This is a genomic window from Kineosporia succinea (assembly GCF_030811555.1).
GTDB classification, from domain to species: Bacteria; Actinomycetota; Actinomycetes; order Actinomycetales; family Kineosporiaceae; genus Kineosporia; species Kineosporia succinea.
In genome coordinates, this window is sequence record NZ_JAUSQZ010000001.1 from 193,717 (window position 1) to 213,672 (window position 19,956).

Consider the following 19,956-nt stretch of genomic DNA (forward strand, 5'->3'; position numbering starts at 1 on the left):
GCCTAGACAGCGCCTTCGGACCAGTCCGGCAGCTCACCCTTGCGCACCCGCTGCTCGAGGCCCTTGAGCACCCGGGAGAGCTCGGGCCCGGTCAGCCGGTCGACGTAGAGAACCCCGTTGGTGTGGTCGGTCTCGTGCTGCAGGCAGCGCGCGAGCATGCCGTCGCCCCGCACCCGCAGGGGCTTGCCGTCGACGTCCAGGCCCTCGACCTCGGCGACCGCCGGGCGGGCCAACGGCGCGTACTCGCCGGGCACCGACAGGCAGCCCTCCTCGTCCTCGTCCGGCGGCCGCAGCGACGAGCCGGCGGCGGGCACCAGCACCGGGTTGACGATCGCGCCGGTGTGGAACTCCTCGTCGGCGTCGGGGCAGTGGTACACGAACAGCCGCGCGTCGACACCGATCTGGTTCGCCGCCAGCCCGACGCCGTTCGCGGCCTCCATGCTGACGAACATGTCGGCCACCAGCTGCTTCAGCTCCGGCCCGAACTCGGTGATCTCCCGGCACGGCTGGTGCAGCACCGGGTTGCCCCGCATCGTCACCCGGCGGGCCCGGCCCGGCGGCAGCCCGGCCTGATCCGTCCAGGCCTGCACGGCCGGGTCCAGCTCCACGTTCTCGCTCACCCGCCGCATTGTGCCGGATCCGGCGCGGGTCTACCCGAGCAGGCCGGGCAGTTCCTTCATGCTGGTGAAGATGTGCGCGGCCCCGGCCCCGAGCAGGTGCTCGGGACGGCTGTGCGACAGGCTGCCGGGCGGGCAGTAGCCGAACACCGTGGCCCCGGCCGCGACCCCGGCGGTGGTGCCGGAGACGGTGTCCTCGATCACCGCGCAGCGGGCCGGGTCCACGCCCAGCCCCGCGGCGGCGGCCAGGTAGACGTCGGGCGCGGGCTTGCTGCGTGGCATCTCCTCACCGCTGTAGATCTTTCCGGCGAACAGCTCGAGCAGCCCGACCCGGGCCAGCTGCATCTCGACCTTGCCCCGGTCGGCCCCGCTCGCGCAGGCCACCCGGCCCCCGAACGTGGCGGTCAGCGCCCGGGCCGTGTCACCCGCGCCCGGGATCTCCTCGAGGTCCGAGGCCAGGGCGGCGTCCCGACGGCGGCGGAACTCGCCCAGCCAGTCCGGCCCGACCCTCACGCCGGTGTACTGCTCGATCACGCCGAACTCGTCTTTCAGCGAGCGCCCGACGAACCGCTCGAAGCACTCGACCGGCCCGATGTCCCAGCCCATCTCGTTGAGCATCACCCGCAGCACGCCGTTGGTGATCTGCTCGGAGTCGACCAGCACGCCGTCACAGTCGAACAGCACGGCCCGGAACGGGGGATTGCGCACCTCGGAAGCCACGGCCAGGACGCTAACAGAACCCCCCGGACGTTCTCCGGCGCCGACGACGGACGCCCTCAGGCGCGGGAGAACGACCGTACGGCGACGGACGGGTCGTCGAAGGGCCCGACGCGTGAAAGGGTGACGCGATGATTGCCGACGAGATCATCGCCTTCGTCCGGAGCCTCGGCGACGTGCACGTGCAGCGCCCCGCACCGGGCGACGGCACCCCGGCGATCGCCTGGGGCGACACGTTCGTCTACTACTCCCCCGACGGTTCGCTCCCCCGGGCCCAGCCGTTCGTCACGATCGTGACGAAGCAGTACCCCGACGAGCCCCCGGCCGGGCTGGACGCCGAGGGCGCCTTCCGGGTGAACGTCGCCGCGGGCACCGACGAGTTCCGGGCCCGGCTCGGCCGTGACCCGAAAGACCCGGCCCCGGAAGGGGAGACGCTCGAGGGCCGGATCGGGGCGCACCCGACCTACAGCTCGCTGGGCTGGCTGGCCGTGCGCAACCCGACCCCCGACTGCGGTGTGCTCGAGCTGATCCGGACGGCGCACACCCAGGCGGCCAACCGGTTCGAGCGCCGCACCTCGGCGTAGCACTCCCCTCCTGGTCGCTGAACGCCGCAGTGGCTCCGGGCCCCGTCACCGGGGCCCGGAGTCGCTCACACGGTCAGCGTGGCCGTGCGGGTCAGCGCGTCGTCGAGCGAGAGCCCCACGTGCAGCTGGTATTCACCGCTCTCCAGCGCCCACTCCCCCGGTTCCCGGTGACGCAGAAGGTGCGTCGGCACGTCCACCGTCAGTTCACCCGAATCACCGGCACCGAGGCGGGCCGTCGCGAAACCGACCAGCCACACGGCCGGGCGTTCCACGGCGCTGTCGGGCTTCGAGGCGTACACCTGCACGACCACCTTACCCTCGCGCGCACCCGAATTGAGGACGCGCGCGGTCACCTTCCCCCCGTCGCTCACGGCGACGTCGCTCACCTCGAAGGTGGTGTACCCCAGGCCGTGCCCGAAGCCGTAGGCCGGCTTCACCCCCGACCTCAGCCAGGCCTTGTACCCGATGTGAATGCCCTCGGCGTAGGCGAGCTTTCCGTCGACCGGGGTGACGTCGAGCACCGGCACGTCGGCCTCGGCCACCGGCCAGGTGGTGGGCAGGCGCCCGCCCGGCTCGGCGTGACCGAGCAGCACGTCGGCCAGTGCGTGGCCGAACTCCTGACCCGGGAAGTACACCAGCAGCACGGCCGCGGCCGCGTCGCGCCACGGCATCTCCACCGGCGAGCCGGAGTTCACCACCACGACGGTGCGCGGGTTGGCCGCGGTGACGGCGGCGACCAGGTCGTCCTGCCGGCCCGGAAGACGCAGCGACTCCCGGTCGAACCCCTCGGACTCGACCTTCGCGTTCGTGCCGACCACCACAACGGCCACCTCGGCCGCGCGGGCGGCGACCACGGCGTCCTCGATCAGCTGCTCGTCGGCGTCGGTGGTGGGACGCGTGCCCACCGCGATCGCCACGGCGTTGGTGAACGCGCCCTGCTTGGGCAGCGTGTACTCGACGTCGATGCGCACGGTCACGCCCGCCGTCAGCGTCACCGGCGTGGCCGAGGTGGGCGGGGCGAGCAGGCCCGCGCCGAGCTCCTCGTCGTTGTCCACGAGGGTGTCCTCGAGCACGACCGCGCCGTCGACCCTGAGGGAGAAATGCCCGGTCGTGCCGACTCCGAGGTGCACGGTGCCCGAGGAGTCCGGGGTGAGGTCCAGCGACAGGCGCAGGAACTCGGACTCGTCGGTGGGGGCGCCGCCCAGCCACTTCACGTCGGTGGAGCGGCGGTCGTCGCCCTTGACCACCGAACCGTCGAAACCGATGAACTCGGCCCGCATCCCGGGCTCACCGGTGACCGGGTTGCGGGTCTGCGAGAGCGGGAACTCGGAGATCCCGGTCTCGGCGACGGCCCCCAGGCTGTACGTGATCCCGGTGCCCGGCAGGGCGCTCTTCAGCCCTTCCAGAGCACTGACCACGTGCTCCGGCACCACGGTCGCGCTGCCACCACCCTGGCTGCGGCCCGCCGTGGCGTTGTGGCCCAGCACCGCAACGGTTCTCGGCCCCCGGAGGGGCAGGATCCCGTCGTTGGCCAGCAGCACGGAGCCCTCGGCGGCGGCGCGGCGGATGAACGCCCGGCCGTCGATCTCCGGGGTCTCGTGGTCGTGGGCGTAGCCCTCCAGCGCCCCCACCCGCGAGGCGAGCAGCAGCATCCGGTGCACCTTGTCGTCGATCGTGTCCTCGGGCACCTCGCCCGCCTCGACCGCCTTGACCAGGGCCTCGCCCCAGGGACCGTCCGGGCCCGGCATGACCAGGTCCTGCGCGGCGCGGGCCGAGGCGATGGTGCGCACGGCCGTCCAGTCGCTGACCACCACGCCGTCGAAACCCCAGTCGGTCTTGAGAGGCGCCTCCAGCAGCTCACTCTCGGTCGCGAGCGTGCCGTTCACGTGGTTGTAGGCGCTCATCACCATCCAGCACCGGGCCGAGACGATCGCCTTCTCGAACGCGAGCAGATAGAGCTCGTAGAGGGCCTTCTCGTCGACGACCGTGTCCGCCGTGTAGCGCTGCGTCTCGTAGTCGTTGGCGACGTAGTGCTTGAGGCAGGCCGCGACCCCGCTGGACTGGGTGCCCTCGACCACGGCGGCGGCGATCTCGGCACTGAGCACCGGGTCTTCGCTGTACGCCTCGAAATGCCGCCCGCCGAGCGGGGAACGGTGCAGGTTGACCGTCGGGCCGAGCACCGCGTGCACGTTCTTGGAGCGCGCCTCGGCGGCCGCCAGCCGGCCGTAGTCGCGGGCCAGCTCCCGGTTCCAGCTCGACGAGAGCGACGTGGCGGAGGGCAGGTTCAGCGACGGGTGGCGCTCGTCCCAGAACTCGCCGCGCACCCCGGAGGGGCCGTCCGACAGCCGCATCGGCCTCAGGCCGATCCGGGCGTTGCCCGCGGTCTGCCACATGTCCTGCCCGGTGAGCAGTTCGACCTTCTCGGCCAGGGACAGCTTCTGGACGAGGGCACCGATCGAGGGGGACATCAGATCACTTCACCTTCTTGACGGGCAGCACCGCGAGGGCGCCCAGGATTCCGAATACGCCACCGGTGAGGAACAGCCCGGGATAGCCGCCGGTGGCGGAGATGATGGCGGGGGCCGCGGCGGGCACCAGCGACTGTGGGGCGGCCTGGGCGATGTTGATGACGCCGAGGTCCTTGGCGCTGTCGCCGTCCTCCGGCAGCACGTCGGTGACCAGGGCCAGGTCGACGGCGTAGAACGAGCCCATGCCGGCGCCCATGACGAATTCACCCACCAGGAGCACACCGAAGCTCGGGGCGAAGGCGATGGTGACCAGCCCGGCCACGCCGACCAGCCCGGCCACGACCACGAACGGCTTGCGCACCTGCAGCCGGTCGCTCAGCCAGCCGGCCACCGAGGTCGTGATCAGCACACCGACCACGTTCACCAGGGTGGCGTAGAAGACCTTGGTGGCTGCCTCATCGTCACTCATGCCGAAATCGTTGATGAGGAACAGCGTCAGGTAGCTCAGCGCGGTCATCTGGGCACACGTCATCAGGGCCCGGGTGAGCCAGGCCCAGCCCAGGTCCGGGTGCTTGCGGGGGTCGAACACGAAGGCGCCGAACAGCTTGCCCAGGCCGAACGGCTCGTCCGACTTCTCCTGGGGCCGCTCACGCAGCATCAGCACGAAGCCCGTGATCAGCGCCAGGCCGATCACGCCGGGGATCAGCGCCTGGGCCACCGGGTCCTTCACCAGCTGCACGAAGAACAGGCCGAACGGGGTGGCGGCGTTGCTGGCCACGCCGATGAGGGCCGCGACCTTGCCGCGCCACTGCGCGGGCACCTGGTCGGGCAGGATCGCGAACAGGGCGGCCAGCGCGGCGTTGAACCCGCTCTGCGCGATCACCCAGCCCACGATGATGAGGGGGACGCCCGGGGCGAAGGCCACGACCACCAGTCCGAGGAAGCCCACCAGGGCCCCTGTGCTGATCCAGAACCGGCGGGCGCCGAAGCGGCTGGTGGAGCGGTCGGAGAAACGGCCGGCCACCGGGTTCACGATCATCGCGAACAGCGCGCCCAGACCGAGCACCCAGCTCAGGTTGCTCGCCGCGGTATCCGGATTCAGGGCGTTCAGCCTCAGCGCGAGCGCGGCGTTGATCGCCGGCAGCAGCGAGATGTAGACGCCGAAGACGGCGAGGGGCATGCCGATCGCGGCCACCCATTCCGCTCGGGTGCGCACGGGCGCGGGCAGATCGGCCACGCCGTCATTCTGGACAGTCGTTGTCACAGCTTCCTCCGGTACTCCCTGACCGCCCCCGATGGCGGCGGGCTGCAACCTAACAAGCGAAACCAATCACTGAAAGGTTTTGTTGGCAACTCCTGGCCGGATCACAGAAGCGGGTTACCGTGAGAACGTGGCTCGGTCAGAAGGAGATCAAAGACGCTCATGACCACTCAAACCGCACGAAACCGGTACCCCAAGGGCGAGGCCCGGCGTGAGGCGATCCTCGCGGTGGCCCTGCGGTGCTTCGCCGACCTCGGCTACCACGGCACGTCGATGCGCGAGATCGCGCGCCGCGCCGAGCTGAGCCAGGCCGGCCTGCTGCACTACTTCGCCAGCAAGGAGGAGCTGTTCCTGGCAGTGCTGCGCGAACGGCAGATGATCGACAGCCGGGACTACCACGCCGACACCGACGCGGTGGGCTCACTCATCAACGCGGTGCGGCGCAACGCCTCGATCCCGGGCCTGGTGCGGCTCTACATGCACCTGCTCGACGTGGCCGCGGACAGCGACATCGCGTTCGAGTACTTCGACAAGCGTTACGATTTCGCGCGCGACCTGATCGCCGACGCGATCCGCGACGCGCAGCGCGCGGGCACCGTGCGGGCCGACCTCGACCCGGCGGTGGCCGCGCAGACGCTGATCGCGGTGGCCGACGGCATGCAGGTGCAGTGGCTGCTCGACGACCGGCAGGCGATGCACCAGCCGATCGAGATGGTGTGGCGGCTCATGCAGAACCCCGGCTCCTAGGAGGTGGGGAACCTCAGGATCCGGTCGTCGCCCTCGCGGGTCTCGCCGCGTCCGTCGGTGTTCGAGGTGGTGAGCCACAGCGACCCGTCGGGCGCGACCGCGACGGTGCGCAGGCGTCCGTACTCGTTCTCGAAAGACGCCGTCGGGGAACCGGAGTCACCGTCGTTCAGCGGGATGCTCCAGAGCCGCTGCCCCTTGAGTGCGGCCATGTGGACGGTGTCGCCGGCGATCGCGATGCCCGAGGGGGACGCGTCGTCGGTCGACCAGGTCTGCAGCGGGTTGGTGAACTTTCCGCCGTCGGTGTCCCCCTCGCCCTCGACCTCGGGCCAGCCGTAGTTGCGGCCGGGCTCGATGCGGTTCAGCTCGTCGAGCTCGTTCTGCCCGAATTCACTGGCGTAGAGCCGGTCCTCGGAGTCCCAGGCCAGACCCTGCACGTTGCGGTGACCGAGACTGTAGACGGGTGAGCCGTTCTCGGGATTGCCGGGCGCCGGGTCGCCGTCCGGGGTGAGGCGCAGGATCTTGCCGTTGACGCTGTCCGCGTCCTGCGAGCTCGAGGTGTCACCCGCGTCGCCGGTGCCCACGTAGAGCAGACCGTCCGGGCCGAAGGCGATGCGACCACCGTTGTGGTAGGTGTTCTTGGCGATGCCGTCGAACACCACCTCCGGCTTTCCGCCGTCCAGGCGGAACTTCACGATCCGGTTCTCGTCGGCCGCCGTGTAGTAGGCGTAGACCATCTGATCGGTGGCGTACTCGGGAGAGACCGCGAGGCCGAGCAGACCGCCCTCGCCCGAGGCGACCACGTCGTCGAGCGCGTACACGCCCTGCTTGCCGCCACCCTCGGCACGCACCCGCACGATCTTGCCGGAGTCGCGCTCGGCCACCAGCGCGTCGCCGCCGGGCAGGAACGCCAGCCCCCAGGGCGCTTCCAGGCCCGTGGTCACGGTCTCCGGCGCGCTCAGGTCGATCGCGCCCTCAACGGTGGACGTCGCGGTCACCTCCGGTGCCGACGTCACCGGCGTGGGGGTGGGCGCGGCCGGGGAGGCCGGCTCGCTCCCGCCCCCGCAGGCGGCGACGGCCGTCACCAGCAGGGCGGCGGCACATCCACGGGACCAGGGACCAGCGCTCGCAGCAGCCACGGTTACCACCCAACCAGGAGAAGGCCCAGACCCGTCCTTCCTACCATCCGCGAGGGTCCCCGCCACCCGGCCGGAGGCGCGGTGAGGTGCGCGCGCCGCCGGTCCGGGCGTCCGTCGTTCGCCTGCTCGCCGGTCGGGGGACGGGTCAGGCGAAGGTGGAGGCGTCGATCACGAAGCGGTAGCGCACGTCGGAGGCGAGCACCCGCTCGTAGGCCTCGTTGATCTGATCCGCACCGATGACCTCGATCTCGGCGCCGAGGTGGTGCTCGGCGCAGAAGTCGAGCATCTCCTGGGTCTCGCGGATACCACCGATGTTCGAGCCGGCCCAGGAGCGGCGGCCACCGATGAGCGCGAACGCGTTGACCTCGAGCGGGTCCTCGGGGGCACCGACGTTGACCATGGTGCCGTCGACCTTGAGCAGGCGCAGGTAGGCGGTGACGTCGATCCGCGCGCTGACCGTGTTGACGATCAGGTCGAACGAGCTGTCGAGCTGCGCGAACGTGTCCGGGTCGGACGTGGCGAAGTAGTGGTCGGCGCCGAGCTTCAGGCCGTCCTCCTGCTTCTTCAGCGACTGCGACAGCACGGTGACCTCGGCGCCCATGGCGTGGGCGATCTTGACGGCCATGTGCCCGAGACCGCCCAGGCCGACGACGGCGACCTTCTTGCCCGGACCGGCGTTCCAGTGCCGCAGCGGCGAGTAGGTGGTGATGCCCGCGCACAGCAGCGGCGCGGCCACGTCGAGCTCGACACCCTCGGGGATGCTCAGCACGAAGTCCTCGGTGACGACGATGCCCGCGGCGTAACCGCCCTGGGTCGTCCCACCGTCGGCGGTCACACTGTTGTAGGTGCCGGTGTTGCCCTTGCGGCAGTACTGCTCGTCCCCGGCGAGGCAGTTCTCGCACTCGCGGCACGAGTCGACCATGCAGCCGACGCCCACCCGGTCGCCGACCTTGTGCCGGGTGACGTCCGCGCCGACTTCCGCCACGACACCGGCGATCTCGTGACCGACGACCACCGGATAGTTCGCCGGGCCCCACTCGCTTCGGGCGGTGTGGATGTCGGAGTGGCAGATGCCGGAGTACTTGATGTCGATGCGGACGTCCTTCGGCCCGACATCGCGACGCTCGACGGTGAAGGGCGCGAGCGGCTCGTTCGCCGAGGTTGCGGCGTAGGCGGGAACCGTGAAGGTCATGATCTCCCAAACTCTGCTCATGGATTGTGATGCTTTCCGAGAGTAACCGGAGCTCCACGCAGCGGCCACCGGCCGCCTCCAGGGACCTACCAGTCCGGCAGCAGACCGGCCATCGCCTCCGGCCGCACGCCCGGCGTGGCCACCGGCAGCGCCCGGCCCTCGCCCGCGGCGGCCAGCAGCGTCTCCATCACGTCGAGCACGTGCAGCGCCAGGGCACCCGACACCCGGTGCTCCCCGGCGGCCGAGCGCACCAGGTCGTCCAGCCCGATCCCGCGGCCGCCGTCGACGTAACCCGCCGTCGGTGCAACCTCCTGCCAGGACGGGGTTTCCGCGGTGAACACCGACACCTCGCCGTCGAACCGGTTGGGGTCGGGCACCGAGACCGAGCCGCCCGAGCCGTAGACCTCGATGCGGGGCAGCCGGGCCGCCCACACGTCGAAACTGATCATCAGCGTCGACACCGCCCCGGAGACGTGCGTCAGGATCCCGGTCACGTGGGTGTCCACCTCGACGCCGAAAACCGTTCCGGCGCGCGGACCACTGCCGATCACGCGTTCCGGGGCCGGCCGCGACGACACCCCTGTCACCGTCGCGACCGGGCCGAGCAGGTGCACGAGCGAGGTCAGGTAGTACGGGCCCATGTCGAGCAGCGGGCCACCGCCCGGGCGGTAGAGGAACTCCGGGTCCGGGTGCCAGCGTTCGTGCCCGGGCGTCGTCATGAAGGCCGTCGCCGCGACCGGCGTGCCGATGGTTCCCGCGTCGAGGACCGAGCGCGCGGTCTGGATGCCGGTGCCCAGCACGGTGTCCGGGGCGCAGCCGACGCTCCGCCCGGCATCGGCCGCGGCCCGCAGCACCTTCCGGCCCTCGTCCACGGTGAGCGCCAGCGGCTTCTCGCCGTAGACGTGCTTGCCCGCCGCCAGGGCCGCGAGCGCGATCTGCCCGTGCACGGCCGGGACGGTCAGGTTCAGCACGACGTCCACGTCGTCGGCGGCGAGGAGCTCGTCGACGGTGACGACCCGGGATTTCGGGTGCCCGTCCGAGAGGGCCTGCGCCCGGGCCGGGTCCAGGTCGGCGACCGCGACCACCGGCAGGTGCGGAAGCCGTTGCAGCGTGCGGGAGTACTGCCCGCTGATGGCTCCCGCCCCGACGATCCCGACCCGCAGCGTGCTCAGCGACTCGCCCACAGCATTCCCCTCTCGACCAGAGTGCGCACCACGGGCGTCTCGAGCACGTCGACCGAGTGGCCGGGGGTGGACACGAACACCCGCCCGCTCCCCCACCGCCGCGTCCACACCGCGGGACTGGTGACCGGGCGCGTCCATTCGCTGTAGGGCTGTGCGGCCAGGGTGGTGGTGGCCAGCACGTCGTTGTAGTCGTCGGAGAGCACCCAGTACTGCTCGGTGACGAGGTCGAAGGAGCCGATGCCGTCGGTGACCGGGTGATCGGCGGCGGCCGGCAGCACGTCGACGCGGTAGGGGATGAAGTTGTCCTCGGGGCCGCCGGCGCGCTCGTCCGGGTGACGGCCCGGGTGGCAGGCGAACTGGCCGCCGACGAGCTGGAGGTAGTCGGCGGACTCGCGGTAGGAGTCGGCGATGCCGCCGTGCCACCCGGCCAGCCCGGTCCCCGCGGCGACGGCCGCCCGCAGGCCGGCCACCTCGTCCTTCGTGATGACCGACATGGTGACGCACTGCACCACCAGGTCGATCCGGCCCATCACCCCGGCGTCGGCGTAGACGGCCGGGCCGTCGGAGACGGTGATGGCGTAGCCGGAGGCCTCGAGGAAGGGGATGAAGAGTTCGGTGGCCTTGACGGGCTCGTGCCCCTCCCAGCCACCCCGGACGATGAGTGCACGCTTCGTCGCAGTCACGCCACGAATTGTTACATTAGTTCACAGTGTGACGGAAGGTCTTTCAGGGACGCAGAAGCCGCCGGACCGTGTCGAGCAGCATGTCCTTCTCGGCCCGGGCGTCGAACGCGCGCTGCCCCGCGAGCCGGTCGAGGTAGCCGTTCAGCAGCACCGTCACCCAGGCCGTGAGCTGCTCGGGCGCCCGGTCACGGCGAGCCTCTCCCGCCTCGGCCGCCGCCCGGACCCACGGCAGCAGTCCGAGGTGCAGCACGTCTTCGTCGCGGGCGAGAGCCGCCGCCACGTCGTGCTCCGTCATCACCGCCCCCACGGCCTGCACGAACCCGGCGACCCGGGGGTCGGTGCAGTCGTCGGCGTGATGGGCGGCGAAGTCGGTCACCACCTGCAGTGCATCAGCCCGGCCGGCCTGCGCCTCGAACCACTGCGCGGTCTCGGCGGTGCCGAGGTCCAGGACAGCGAGCAGAACCGCGCGTTTGGTCGGAAAATAGTGGAAGAAGGTGCCTGAGCCGATGCCCGCGGTGCGGCAGATGGACGTCGTGGTCGCCCGGTCGTAGCCGTCCTGTGCGAACCGGGTGAGTGCGGCGTCGATGATCTGCAGACGTCGCGCCTGGTGCCGGGCCGGATCGACGGTACGGGCCACGAGGTCCTCCTGCCGGGTATATTAATAGAGCAGCTACTCTACCAATGACGATTCTGGGGATGAGCGCGGACACCATGTCGAAGGAACCCGAACGCTGGCACCTGATCCACGAGGGTCACGAGCACACCGTGGAGATCTCGACGAAGGCCACGGCCTGGATGCTGCACTGGAAGGCCGACGGCTCCACCGTCGCGCAGAAGAAGACGTCCGAGAACACGGTGGTGCTCGACGGCAAGGAGCACGGGGCGATCCGGCTCAAGCTGCCGTCGATCAGCGGGCCGGCCCGGCGGGTCACGCTCTACGCCTCGCCCGAGCCGAAGGGTGCCACCGGCCAGGCCCACCTGGGCGTCGGGGGCACTGACTTCGTGCCCGAGGAGGGCAGCCGGGCGGCGAAACGGGAGGCCTGGATCCGCGACCACCCGCACCAGTACGCCACGCGTCGCACGCTCACCGCGCTCGCCGGGGTGCTGGTGCCGATCGGCCTGCTCTGGCTGCTGCGGCAGATCACCTGGCGGCCCGACGTGAACCTGCCCTCGGTGAACCTGCCGTCGGTCGACCTGCCGCGCATCCCGTGGCCGGACATCGATCTGCCGAGCATCCCGTGGCCCGACGTGAACCTGCCCTCGGTGAACCTGCCCGACCTGCCGGGCTGGGTGCAGTACGTGTGGCCGGTGCTGCTCGCGTTCGGGGTGGCGCAGGCCGAGCTGCGGCGGCGCAAGCAGCAGGACCTCAAGCGGTCGGAGGCGTCGCGCACCGCGTCCGGGGCCACGTCCAAGGAGAGCAACGGCGAGCAGCCCGGGCGCTCGAAGACCGGCGAGGCCAGGCCCGACGAGAACCAGACGACGACCAGGGACACGGACGACGAGAAACCGGTCCAGGCCTGCAAGGTCACCCCGGTGACGGCGAAACCCGGCCACTCCTGACCCGGCCCGTCCCCGCGATCGCGCCGACGCGTCCCCTGACGGCCGCCCCTCCCCACCCGGGCCACCGCGTCCGCTCGTCGCCGTCGTTCTTGACAGTGCCCGCCGGCAGCCCGCAGGGTTCCGGCAGCGGGAGCCCGGACCCACCACGGCCCGCACCAGCGCTCGCACCACCGCCCGCCCCCGGCCGAACCCGCGCCGCCCCTGACGACGACGTCACCGGAGGATCCATGGCCCCCGCGAGATCCGGTCCCACCCGGCAGCCGGGGGTGCCCGCGTGAGCACCACCGAGGAGACCATCTTCACCTGGGGCGCGCCACCGCTGAAGTTCGGCGCCGGCGCCCTCGACGAGATCGGTTTCGAGCTGAGCCAGTACGACCTGAGCCGCGTGCTGATCATCACCGACGCCACGATCAACGGCGCCGGCATCCCGCAGCGCATCCAGGACCAGCTGGCCCGCCACCGCATCCACTCCCAGGTGTTCGACGGCGTGCACGTCGAGCCCACCGACGACAGCCTGAACCAGGCCACCGCGTACGCCCGCGAGCACGGCCCGTGGGACGGGTTCGTGGCCGTCGGCGGGGGCTCGGCCATCGACACGGCCAAGGCCGTCAACCTCCTGACCAGCGACGGCGGCGAGCTCGGCGACTACCTGAACAAGCCGGTCGGCAACGCGAAAGCGCCCTCGCACCGGCTGAAACCGCTCGTCGCGGTGCCCACCACGGCCGGCACCGGCTCCGAGAGCACCGCGATGTGTGTGCTCGACGTGCTCTCGATGAAGGTCAAGACCGGCATCAGTCACTGGCGGCTGCGGCCCACCCTGGCCGTGATCGACCCGCTGCTCACCCTGACGCTGCCGCCCGAGGTCACCGCGGCCGCCGGCATGGACATCGTCTGTCACGCCCTGGAGTCCTACACCGCCCGCTGGTACGCCACGTTCGACCGCAAGCAGCCCGAGCAGCGCGTCACCTACTGCGGCGCGAACCCGGTGTCGGACCTGTGGTGCGAGAAGGCGCTGACGCTCATCGCGGGCTCGTTCCGGCAGGCCGTTCACGAGGGCGCCGACGTGCGCGCCCGCAGCGACATGATGCTGGCCGCCACCTTCGCCGGGATGGGGTTCGGCAACTCCGGCGTGCACATCCCGCACGCCAACGCCTACCCGATCGCGGGGATGGTCAAGGACTTCCGGCCGTCCGGCTACCCGCAGGACGAACCGCTGGTGCCGCACGGCATGGCGGTGTCCCTGACCGCGCCGGAGGCGTTCCGGTTCACCTTCGACAGCGCTCCGGACCGGCATCTCCGGGCGGCGCAGTGGCTTTCGGCCTCGACGCCACGAGCAGACCGGCCGGATCAGCCGGACGAGCGGCTTCCCGCGGTTCTCGTCGACCTGATGCGTGACATCGGCATCCCCAACGGCATCGGCGCCGTCGGCTACACCGAGGCCGACATCCCCGCCCTGGTGCCGGGCACGATGAAGCAGCAGCGTCTGCTCAGCACCTGCTCGCGCACACCGGACGAGGACGACATCGCCGCGATCTTCGCCCGGTCGATCCAGAACTGGTGAGCCCGCTCGGCCGAACGCCTTGTCGCGCTCCCGGAGAAACGCCTTGTCGCCTTCCCGGAGAACTGCGAGAACTGTTGCGCCCGGTCGGGATTCAGCTGGTTCTGACCACCGGGCGCAGCACGGGCGCACCGGGCGGCAACTGGACGAGCCGCGCTGACAGTTCCCGGCCCCCGACCGTCCTCCACCCGCCGTCGGTCAGGTACCAGACCTGGATGGGAAGGGTCAGCGCCCCGAGCGGACAGGGACCCCCTATGCCGTAGAGGTATAAGGGGTATCTGGTGGATCAGGCCGGAGCGAGAATGCGGCACCGGACCTAGCCCTGGGGCACCACCGGGAACGACGAGACGCTCAACGTTCCCAGCAGACGCAGGGCCTGGGCGTCGGCCGAGCCGGGATCGGCGTGGTAGATCACCAGCTCCTGCCCCGGGGCCGAGCGCACGTCGAAGGTCTGCACGGTGAGGGCGAGCGGGCCGGCCTGGGCGTGGTGGAACCGCTTGCGCTCCAGCGACTTGCCGCGCACGTCGTGCCGCTTCCACAGCACCGCGAACGCCGGGTCGGGCAGCAGCGCGGCCAGGACCGCGCGCACCCGCGGGTCGTCGGGGGCCTGACCGTGCGTCAGCTGGAAGCCCGCGACCGAGTTCGCCGCCACCTCCGCCCAGTCCGGGTAGAGCGAACGGGCGTCCGGGTCGGCGAACATGAACTCGAGCAGGTTGCGCGTGCGCGCCCAGCCACCGAAGAGCGCGTCGGCGATGGTGTTCGACGCCAGCACGTCGTAGGCCCGGTTGTAGACCAGCGCCGGGTTGTCGGGCCAGGCGGCCATGAGCTGCACCAGGCTCGGGTGCACCCGGTCGGTCCCGGCCGAGGACCCGGGAACCACCGAGAGGCCACCCAGCCGGAAGAGATGCGCCCGCGCGTCCTCACTCAACCGCAGTGCCGCCGCCAGGGCCGACAGCACCTGGCCGGACGGATGCCGCTCCCGCCCCTGCTCGAGCCGCACGTAGTAGTCGATGCTGACCCCGGCCAGGGCCGCGACCTCCTCACGGCGCAGACCGGGCACCCGGCGCAACCCGTCGGCGGGCAGCCCGACCGAAGCCGGGGTGACGCGGGCGCGGCGGCTGGTCAGGTAGTCACCGAGGTCGGAACGGGCCATGCCGCAAAGCCTAGGCCGTCCCGCGGAAACCTGCCTGGCCGTGGCACACCCAGGCGCAAGTCCACCCCGGGCAGCGGGATCGGCGAGGCGATCGTGGTCCGGCCGGTGCGGCAGCGGTGGATCGAGCAGGATGAAGGACGCGGTGGGGCACCTTCGAAAGGTGCCCCACCGCGTCCTCGATCGGATTCTCAGACCCGGAAGTTCCCGACCAGCTCCTGCAACCGGCCCGCGATCGTGCCCAGGTCGTTCGCGGCCCCGCGGGCCTGCTGGGCGTTGGCCGTGGTCTGGCCGGTGACCTGCGCGACCGAGGCGATCGACCCGTGGATGTTGGCCGAGGCGTGCGAGGCCGAGGCGGTCAGGCGGGCCATCTCCTGCGTGGTCGCGCTCTGCTCCTCCACCGCTCCGGCGATGCTGGCGCTGATCTCGTCGATCTGCTCGACCACGGTCTGGATGTTGGCGATCGAGTCGGTGGCCGCGGCCGTGCTGCTCTTGATCGCCTCCACCCGGGCGAAGATCTCCTCGGTGGCCCGGGCCGTCTGCAGCGCCAGGTCCTTCACCTCGTTGGCGACGACCGCGAAGCCCTTGCCGGCCTCCCCGGCCCGCGCCGCCTCGATCGTGGCGTTGAGCGCGAGAAGGTTGGTCTGGGCGGCGATGTCGGTGATCAGCTTGACCGCCACGCCGACCTCGCCGGCCGTGCTCTCCAGGTCCCGCACCTGCGTGGTGGTGGCCTGGGTGACCTGCACCGCCTCGGCGGCGATCTCCGCGGCCCGCCCGGCGTTACGGGCGATCTCGGCGATCGAGGCGGTCATCTCCTCACCGGCCGCGGCCAGCGCGCTGACCTCGGTCTGCACGTCGGAGGTGGCCCGCACCGCGTCCTGCGCCCGCTCGGAGTTGTCGCGGGCCTGGGTGGTGAGCTGCTCGGCGGTGCCGGTCAGGTCACCGGCCGAGGCCCGCAGGCTCTGCGCCGCCTCGCTCATCGCACCGACGGAACCGGCCACCTTGGAGACGAACTGGTTGAACGCGGCGCCGAGCTCACCGGCCTCGTCCTTGCGCGCCTCGTCGAGACGGACGGTGAGATCCCCGTCGCCCTCGGCGATCTCACGCATGGTGTCGCGGGCCCGCAGGAAGGGCCGCAGCACCGAGCGCACGATCAGCCAGGTGCCGATCGCGGCGATCAGCACGGTCAGCAGCGCGAGGATCACCACGGTGTTCCGGGCGCTGTGGGCGTCGGCGAGGATGGACGACTCGGGCACGGTGACCACGAGGTTCCAGGTGTCGCTCTCGGTCAGGGAGATCGGGACGGCGATGCTGAGGTCGCCGTCGACCCACTCCGAGACCCGGCTGCCCGCAGCGGTACCCGAGGAGACCGCGTCGGCCAGGGACTGGCTCACCTCGGAAGCCGGCTTGCCCAGTTCGTAACCCGCACCGCTGGCGACGACCGCACCGCCGGTGGTGACGAGCGTGGCGGAACCGGTGCCGTACGGCTTGACCGAGCCGACGAGCTCCTGCTGCGCGGAGAGCGCGATGTCGACACCGACCACGCCGAGCGACTTTCCGTCGACCACCACGGGCACCGCGATCGACGTCAGCATGACCTGCCGGCCACCCACGTCGTACGCGTACGGCTCGAGCACCTTCTCCTTGGCCGTCTGCAGCGGCACCAGGTACCAGTCGCCCGCGCCCGCCTCCGAGTAGCCGCCGGAAGCCCGCGCGCCGACGCCGTTCTCACCGCGGTTCCAGTAGGTCAGGAACCGGCCGGTCTCGTCGCTGTGCTTGCTGTTGACGTACTGGGCGTCGCGGCCGTCGAACGCGTCCGGCTCCCAGACCGACCACACCGCGGAGAGCTCCTCGTGCGCCTCGAGCAGGCGCTTCTCGGCGTCGTCGGCCACCGCGCGGGGGTTGCCCGAGGCACGGATCGACTGGAGCGTCTGCGACAGGTCCCGTGCGGTACCGAGCGCGGTGGTGATCTGCGTGGCGGCGGTGTCGGCGGCCCGCTCGGCGAGCTCCTCGGCGTAGGTCTCCGCCTGCTCCCGGGCCGTCTTCTGCACGCGCAACGCCGTGGTGACGCTCAACGCGGACAGGCACAGCACGAGCAGCACGACGACACCGCCGACGAGCCTCGTCTTGGCACTGGACAGGACAAACTTGGACACCGCTGGCCTCTCACGCTCTGGGGGAAGTGAGCACGATCAAGAGGAACATCGACCGAACGTCCCTCTAGTTGAGGAAGCCTTGAGTTTTCGTTCACTGAGTAACCGATCTCGTTCGGTCAGGTCACAGGCGAACGGACGCGCGCCCGCCCGGCGTGCGACACCCACCTCCCGGCCCGGCCGGGTCCGCGGCACGAAACACAGCGGAGTGCAGGGCATCTCGCGGGCCGGTACCGGTGGGCGACGGCACGGCCGGGCAGCCCCGTAGACCGGTCACGCCGCTCGCGACTGCGGCGCGGTGAGGTCGGGCGGGTCCTGCCGGGCCCACCGGCGCAGGGGGCGGACGGCACCGGTGCGGCCTCGAACCGTCACTCGCGCAGGGGATCCCGCCAGAGGTGGGATCCCGTCCGCCGTCTCACCACGAACGGTACCGACCCTGGTGCGCACGGTGGTCACGGTCGATCCGGACCACACGGCGGCCCGACGAGCCTTCCGGCCGTGATCAAATAGGGCAATGACGACCGCGCAGTCCGTCCCGCTCCCCCGCAGCACGCCCTCGCAGCAGGGCGTGAGCGCCGCCGGTATCTCGGCCTTCCTCGACGCGGTGGCGAGCCGCGACGGGGTCGAGCCGCACAGCCTCGTGGTGGTGAAGAGCGGCACCGTGGTGGCCGAGGGCTGGTGGGCGCCCTACACGCCGCAGCAGCCGGCCCTGGTCTACTCGATCAGCAAGAGCTTCACGGCCACGGCCCTGGGCCTCGCGGTCGCCGAGGGCCTGGTCGATCTCGACGCCACCGTGCTCTCGTACTTCCCCGAGCTCGACGCCGACGTCACGAACGAGCGCGCCCGCTCGATGAAGGTGCGGCACGTCGCGGCGATGGCGAGCGGGCACCAGGAGGAGACGCTCGGCGCGGCCGAGCTCGACGAGACCGGCAACATCATCCGCGGTTTCCTGCGCATCCCGCCGGACGAGGAGCCCGGCTCGGTCTTCGCCTACAACCAGCCCTGCACCATGGCGCTGGCGCAGATCGTGCAGCGCACCTCCGGCTCCGGGCTGCTCGACTACCTGCGGCCGCGCCTGTTCGAGCCGCTGGGCATCGACGACTCGCCCGGGCAGATGGGCTGGATCACCGACCCGCAGGGCCGCGAGATCGGTTACTCCGGGCTGCACGTCACCACCGAGGCGCTGGCCAAGGTCGGGCTGCTGTACCTGCAGGGCGGCGTCTGGGAGGGCAAGCAGGTGCTGCCCGAGGGCTGGGTCGAGCTGGCCACCCAGGTGCACGTGGGCACCGAGAGCGAGGACGCCGAGGAGGCACCCGACTGCGCGCTGGGCTACGGCTTCCAGATCTGGCGCAGTCAGCACGGCTACCGGTTCGACGGGGCGTTCGCCCAGTTCGTCATCGTGCTGCCCGAGCACGACGCGGTGGTCGCGATCACCTCACAGACGCCGATCAACCAGGCGTTGCTCGACGAGATCTGGGCGCACCTGGTGCCCGCGCTCACCGCCGGGGCCCGCGAGGGAGACGCCGAACTGGCCGAGCGCCTGGCCGGTCTCACGCTGCCCGTGGTCACCGAGCGGGGCGTGCCCACGTTCACCGCGACGAGCTTCGAGCCGGTCGACGTGGCCCAGGTGTCGAGCATCTACCCGGTCAGCGGCGCCAGCGAGGCCCGGGCGGTCACCGAGGTGGAGATCCGCGAGGGCGGGCCGACCGGCTGGGAGATCGTGATCGGAGACGGCGGGGTCGACGTGATCGCGTCCCTCGCGCCGAGCGGCTGGGTCACCACCGGGGCCGTGGCCACGCAGACCACCCCCGGCAAGGACCACGACGGGCTCCGTATCGACGTGGTGTTCCTCGAGACCCCGCACGGCCTGGTGCTCGAGCTCGACCCGGCGGGGCAGAAGTTCGGCGCGGTCTGGGAGACCGAGCCGCTGCACCTGCCGCCGCTGGCCGAGCTGCGGGCGCCGCGGGCCTGACCCGTGACCGGGTGAGGAACGTGCGCTCCGACCGCACCTTCTTCACCCGACCACCGTCAGGGCCGCACGGTGCGGGCGAACCAGCGCCCGTCCTCGCGCCTCACCTCGATCGGGTGGCTGAACGCGTCGCTCACGTGCTCGCCGGTCAGCACCGCGTCGATCGCCCCGGCCGCCACCACCCGTCCGTCCTTCAGCAGGGCGGCGTGGGTGGTGCTGGACGGCAGCTCCTCCAGGTGATGGGTCACGAGCACGGACGTCAGGCCCGGGTGGGTCTCGTCGAGCAGGTCAACGGTGTCGAGGAGCTGCTCGCGGGCGGCCAGGTCGAGCCCGGTCGCCGGCTCGTCGAGCAGCAGCAGTTCCGGGGCACCGGCCAGCGCACGGGCGATCAGGGTGCGCCCCCGCTCGCCCTGCGACAGGGTCGGCCAGACGTGATCGGCGCGGGCCGCCAGACCGAGCAGGTCGATCAGCTCGTCGGCCCGTTCGACCTCACCCGCCGACGGCGCCCAGCGCATCGGCAGCTCGATCGTGCCGGTGATTCCCGTGATCACGACCTCCCGCACGGTGAGCGCGGAACGCAGGGCGTGACGCGGGTTCACGTGACCGATCCGGCGGCGCAGCGCCGCCAGCTCGACCCGGCCCAGCTGATGCCCGAGCACCCACACCGCGCCGGACGTCGGAAAGGTCTCCGCGCCCAGGAACCGCAGGATCGTCGACTTGCCGGCCCCGTTCGGCCCGAGCAGCGCCCAGTGTTCCCCCGCGCCGACGGTGAGGTCGATGCCGTGAAGGATCTGCGCGGTGCCGCGGCGGAAGGTGACGTCCTGGAGCTGGAGCACGGAGTTCTGCACGGCACGTAATCTAGGCCACACCACGACCCGCGAGGAGTTCTGGCCCTGATCCCCCGCGCGGTGCAGGTGCCGGTGGGCCCGCGGGCCGGAAGGCCACCGGCCCCGGCCACCTGACCACCACGTCCACCA

At 71.4% G+C, this 19,956-nt stretch carries 17 protein-coding genes; 5 read left to right on the forward strand and 12 right to left on the reverse strand.

Going from position 1 to position 19,956, the window contains the following annotated elements:
- Nucleotides 1-2: 2 nt before the first annotated feature.
- Nucleotides 3-629, reverse strand: coding sequence for a peptide deformylase (gene def, locus J2S57_RS00960; RefSeq protein WP_370882425.1), 627 nt, complete (start codon nt 627-629; stop codon nt 3-5).
- A gap of 21 nt (nt 630-650) precedes the next feature.
- Nucleotides 651-1,325, reverse strand: coding sequence for an HAD family hydrolase (locus tag J2S57_RS00965; protein WP_370882539.1), 675 nt, complete (start codon nt 1,323-1,325; stop codon nt 651-653).
- Between the two features lie 140 nt (nt 1,326-1,465).
- Between J2S57_RS00965 and J2S57_RS00970 the strand changes: the two genes are divergently transcribed.
- Nucleotides 1,466-1,918, forward strand: a complete 453-nt coding sequence (locus tag J2S57_RS00970) for a DUF6194 family protein (RefSeq protein ID WP_307236999.1) — start codon at nt 1,466-1,468, stop codon at nt 1,916-1,918.
- Between the two features lie 65 nt (nt 1,919-1,983).
- On the opposite strand, the gene J2S57_RS00975 is transcribed toward J2S57_RS00970, so the two are convergent.
- Both J2S57_RS00975 and J2S57_RS00980 read right to left on the reverse strand, forming a co-directional pair.
- Nucleotides 1,984-4,386: a beta-glucosidase gene (locus J2S57_RS00975; protein ID WP_307237001.1), complete on the reverse strand. Its 2,403-nt coding sequence runs from the start codon at nt 4,384-4,386 to the stop codon at nt 1,984-1,986.
- A gap of 4 nt (nt 4,387-4,390) precedes the next feature.
- Nucleotides 4,391-5,623 carry an MFS transporter gene (locus tag J2S57_RS00980; protein WP_307237005.1) on the reverse strand — a complete coding sequence of 411 codons (1,233 nt, stop codon included), beginning with the start codon at nt 5,621-5,623 and terminating at the stop codon, nt 4,391-4,393.
- Nucleotides 5,624-5,809: 186 nt separating this feature from the next.
- On the opposite strand from J2S57_RS00980, the gene J2S57_RS00985 reads away from it, so the two are divergent.
- Nucleotides 5,810-6,394, forward strand: coding sequence for a TetR/AcrR family transcriptional regulator (locus tag J2S57_RS00985; protein ID WP_307237008.1), 585 nt, complete (start codon nt 5,810-5,812; stop codon nt 6,392-6,394).
- On the opposite strand, the gene J2S57_RS00990 is transcribed toward J2S57_RS00985, so the two are convergent.
- The 5 genes from J2S57_RS00990 to J2S57_RS01010 form a co-directional block, all read right to left on the reverse strand.
- Nucleotides 6,391-7,530 (reverse strand): PQQ-dependent sugar dehydrogenase, encoded by a 1,140-nt coding sequence (locus tag J2S57_RS00990; RefSeq protein ID WP_307237010.1) that lies wholly within the window; start codon nt 7,528-7,530, stop codon nt 6,391-6,393. The genes J2S57_RS00985 and J2S57_RS00990 overlap by 4 nt on opposite strands.
- A gap of 145 nt (nt 7,531-7,675) precedes the next feature.
- A complete protein-coding gene (locus J2S57_RS00995; protein ID WP_370882540.1) occupies nt 7,676-8,722 on the reverse strand; it encodes an NAD(P)-dependent alcohol dehydrogenase in 1,047 nt (348 codons plus the stop codon).
- Nucleotides 8,723-8,808: 86 nt separating this feature from the next.
- Nucleotides 8,809-9,906, reverse strand: coding sequence for a Gfo/Idh/MocA family protein (locus J2S57_RS01000; RefSeq protein ID WP_307237016.1), 1,098 nt, complete (start codon nt 9,904-9,906; stop codon nt 8,809-8,811).
- Entirely contained in the window at nt 9,891-10,589 is a 699-nt protein-coding gene (locus tag J2S57_RS01005; RefSeq protein ID WP_307237019.1) for a ThuA domain-containing protein, read from the reverse strand. The genes J2S57_RS01000 and J2S57_RS01005 overlap by 16 nt, the downstream gene beginning before the upstream one ends.
- 43 nt (nt 10,590-10,632) lie before the next feature.
- Nucleotides 10,633-11,226: a TetR/AcrR family transcriptional regulator gene (locus J2S57_RS01010; protein ID WP_307237022.1), complete on the reverse strand. Its 594-nt coding sequence runs from the start codon at nt 11,224-11,226 to the stop codon at nt 10,633-10,635.
- Between the two features lie 59 nt (nt 11,227-11,285).
- On the opposite strand from J2S57_RS01010, the gene J2S57_RS01015 reads away from it, so the two are divergent.
- Together J2S57_RS01015 and J2S57_RS01020 are read left to right on the forward strand one after the other, a co-directional pair.
- The gene (locus tag J2S57_RS01015) at nt 11,286-12,149 is read left to right on the forward strand and encodes a hypothetical protein (RefSeq protein ID WP_307237025.1); all 864 of its coding nucleotides are present in this window, start codon (nt 11,286-11,288) and stop codon (nt 12,147-12,149) included.
- Nucleotides 12,150-12,423: 274 nt separating this feature from the next.
- The gene (locus J2S57_RS01020) at nt 12,424-13,710 is read left to right on the forward strand and encodes a hydroxyacid-oxoacid transhydrogenase (RefSeq protein WP_307237028.1); all 1,287 of its coding nucleotides are present in this window, start codon (nt 12,424-12,426) and stop codon (nt 13,708-13,710) included.
- A gap of 313 nt (nt 13,711-14,023) precedes the next feature.
- Here the strand turns inward: J2S57_RS01020 and J2S57_RS01025 are convergent, their stop codons facing one another.
- Both J2S57_RS01025 and J2S57_RS01030 read right to left on the reverse strand, forming a co-directional pair.
- Nucleotides 14,024-14,860: a helix-turn-helix domain-containing protein gene (locus J2S57_RS01025; protein WP_307237031.1), complete on the reverse strand. Its 837-nt coding sequence runs from the start codon at nt 14,858-14,860 to the stop codon at nt 14,024-14,026.
- Nucleotides 14,861-15,048: 188 nt separating this feature from the next.
- Nucleotides 15,049-17,013: a methyl-accepting chemotaxis protein gene (locus J2S57_RS01030; RefSeq protein ID WP_307237034.1), complete on the reverse strand. Its 1,965-nt coding sequence runs from the start codon at nt 17,011-17,013 to the stop codon at nt 15,049-15,051.
- A gap of 511 nt (nt 17,014-17,524) precedes the next feature.
- On the opposite strand from J2S57_RS01030, the gene J2S57_RS01035 reads away from it, so the two are divergent.
- Entirely contained in the window at nt 17,525-18,982 is a 1,458-nt protein-coding gene (locus tag J2S57_RS01035; protein ID WP_307237037.1) for a serine hydrolase domain-containing protein, read from the forward strand.
- 56 nt (nt 18,983-19,038) lie between these two features.
- Here the strand turns inward: J2S57_RS01035 and J2S57_RS01040 are convergent, their stop codons facing one another.
- The gene (locus tag J2S57_RS01040; RefSeq protein WP_307237040.1) at nt 19,039-19,827 is read right to left on the reverse strand and encodes an ABC transporter ATP-binding protein; all 789 of its coding nucleotides are present in this window, start codon (nt 19,825-19,827) and stop codon (nt 19,039-19,041) included.
- Nucleotides 19,828-19,956 lie beyond the last annotated feature (129 nt).

Bases quoted from the DNA above. Each gene is read 5' to 3' on its own strand.
- def (WP_370882425.1), bottom strand. From the start codon at position 629: ATGCGGCGGGTGAGCGAGAACGTGGAGCTGGACCCGGCCGTGCAGGCC.
- J2S57_RS00970 (WP_307236999.1), top strand. From the start codon at position 1,466: ATGATTGCCGACGAGATCATCGCCTTCGTCCGGAGCCTCGGCGACGTG.
- J2S57_RS00975 (WP_307237001.1), bottom strand. From the start codon at position 4,386: ATGTCCCCCTCGATCGGTGCCCTCGTCCAGAAGCTGTCCCTGGCCGAG.
- J2S57_RS00985 (WP_307237008.1), top strand. From the start codon at position 5,810: ATGACCACTCAAACCGCACGAAACCGGTACCCCAAGGGCGAGGCCCGG.
- J2S57_RS00995 (WP_370882540.1), bottom strand. From the start codon at position 8,722: ATGACCTTCACGGTTCCCGCCTACGCCGCAACCTCGGCGAACGAGCCG.
- J2S57_RS01015 (WP_307237025.1), top strand. From the start codon at position 11,286: ATGAGCGCGGACACCATGTCGAAGGAACCCGAACGCTGGCACCTGATC.
- J2S57_RS01025 (WP_307237031.1), bottom strand. From the start codon at position 14,860: ATGGCCCGTTCCGACCTCGGTGACTACCTGACCAGCCGCCGCGCCCGC.
- J2S57_RS01035 (WP_307237037.1), top strand. From the start codon at position 17,525: ATGACGACCGCGCAGTCCGTCCCGCTCCCCCGCAGCACGCCCTCGCAG.